Consider the following 1343-nt stretch of genomic DNA (forward strand, 5'->3'; position numbering starts at 1 on the left):
TCCGGGGCGGACGCGTCCGCCCCGGCTCCCCCGAGCACCCCCGACGCGCGGTCCAGGATCTCCCGGCGCACCGCTTCGGCCTCGGCGCGGCGCAGGAAGGACAGCTCGAGCGCGGACTCGCCGCCGTCGGCCGCCTCGACCTTCACCGTGGCCAGCCCGAGCAGCCGGGCCACGAGGGGGTGCTGCAGGTCCACCGCCTGTATGCGGTCGTAGCGCATCTGCCGCCGGCTGCGGAAGAGCCAGCCCTGGCGCAGCTCGATCCGATCCTCCCCACAGCGGAACCGGGTGAACCACCAGGAGAAGAAGAACACGAGGCTGATCAGCAGGGTGACCCCCAGCAGGATGCCGCCGGCCACGAGCAGGCTGCCGTCGCCGCCGCCCGGGGCGTCCTCCCCGCTGAGCCGGCCCGCCGCGAAGTCCTCCACCGCGTTGCGGCCCGCGAAGAACAGGATCAGCAGCAGGAAGGTCCAGCCCCGCACCCAGGGCGAGGCGGGGTGGACGCGGACCCAGCCGGCGTCGTCGGCGGGGGGCGGGGCGGCCGCGCTCACAGGCCCGCCAGCCGCGCCTGGCCGCGCGCCATGAGGACTTCGCGCAGCTCCTCGGCCCTCTCGCGGGGCACGCCCTCCAGGGTGACGTCCCCGCCCGCGGCGGCGGTCTTCAGGGTGAGGGTCTGCAGCCCGACCCGGCGCAGCAGCGGACCGTCCGAGACGTCCACGTACTGCAGGCGGCCGTACGGCACCGCGTGCACGCTGCGGAACAGGATGCCCTCGCGCCACAGGACGTCGTCCTCGCGCTCGGCCCAGCCCATCGCGCGCACGCGCCGCGGGATCAGGATCAGGTCCACGATCCAGGACACGACGACGACGGCCGGCAGCCCCCACGCGACCCACGCGGCCATCCCCGCCCACGGGCCGGTGAGCTTGAGGATCAGCGGCACGGAGAACGCGGCGAGCCAGATCAGGTGGCCGATGGTCGTGGCGATGAGCTTCACCGTCGCCAGCCGCGGCGAGGCCGGCGTGAAGGCCACGCCGCTCAGGTCAATGCCGGGCACGGGCATACCCTCCTTCCGTCTCGGGACGGGCCGGTCGGCCCGGGGACCCATCCTGCCCACGACCGCCCTCGGGCGCATCCTCCTCAGGCGGGATCCGGCACCACCGTTCGACGATCAGCCCCACCACCAGCAGGACGAGACCGCCGACGGCCTGCAGGGCGGCCTCCCGCACGGTCGGTGCCTCCACGCCGGCCCGCAGCAGCACCTGCACCGCCACCCCGGCGTGCCACCCGCCGAGGGCCGCTCCCGCGAAGCCGGAGGCCTGGCCGAGCACGAGGGTGCGGGCCGCGGC

General features: G+C 75.4%; 3 protein-coding genes. All 3 read right to left on the reverse strand.

Going from position 1 to position 1343, the window contains the following annotated elements:
* A partial coding sequence (locus tag HMPREF3105_RS10385; protein WP_141762508.1) for a PH domain-containing protein occupies positions 1-548 on the reverse strand: 548 nt, incomplete at its 3' end.
* Positions 545-1057: a PH domain-containing protein gene (locus HMPREF3105_RS10390; RefSeq protein ID WP_020625296.1), complete on the reverse strand. Its 513-nt coding sequence runs from the start codon at positions 1055-1057 to the stop codon at positions 545-547. The genes HMPREF3105_RS10385 and HMPREF3105_RS10390, both read right to left, overlap by 4 nt.
* The coding region (locus tag HMPREF3105_RS10395; protein ID WP_141762509.1) for a DUF3180 domain-containing protein at positions 1038-1343 on the reverse strand (306 nt) is incomplete at its 5' end. The genes HMPREF3105_RS10390 and HMPREF3105_RS10395, both read right to left, overlap by 20 nt.

The organism is Micrococcus sp. HMSC31B01, assembly GCF_001816085.1.
Taxonomy (GTDB): domain Bacteria; phylum Actinomycetota; class Actinomycetes; order Actinomycetales; family Micrococcaceae; genus Micrococcus; species Micrococcus luteus.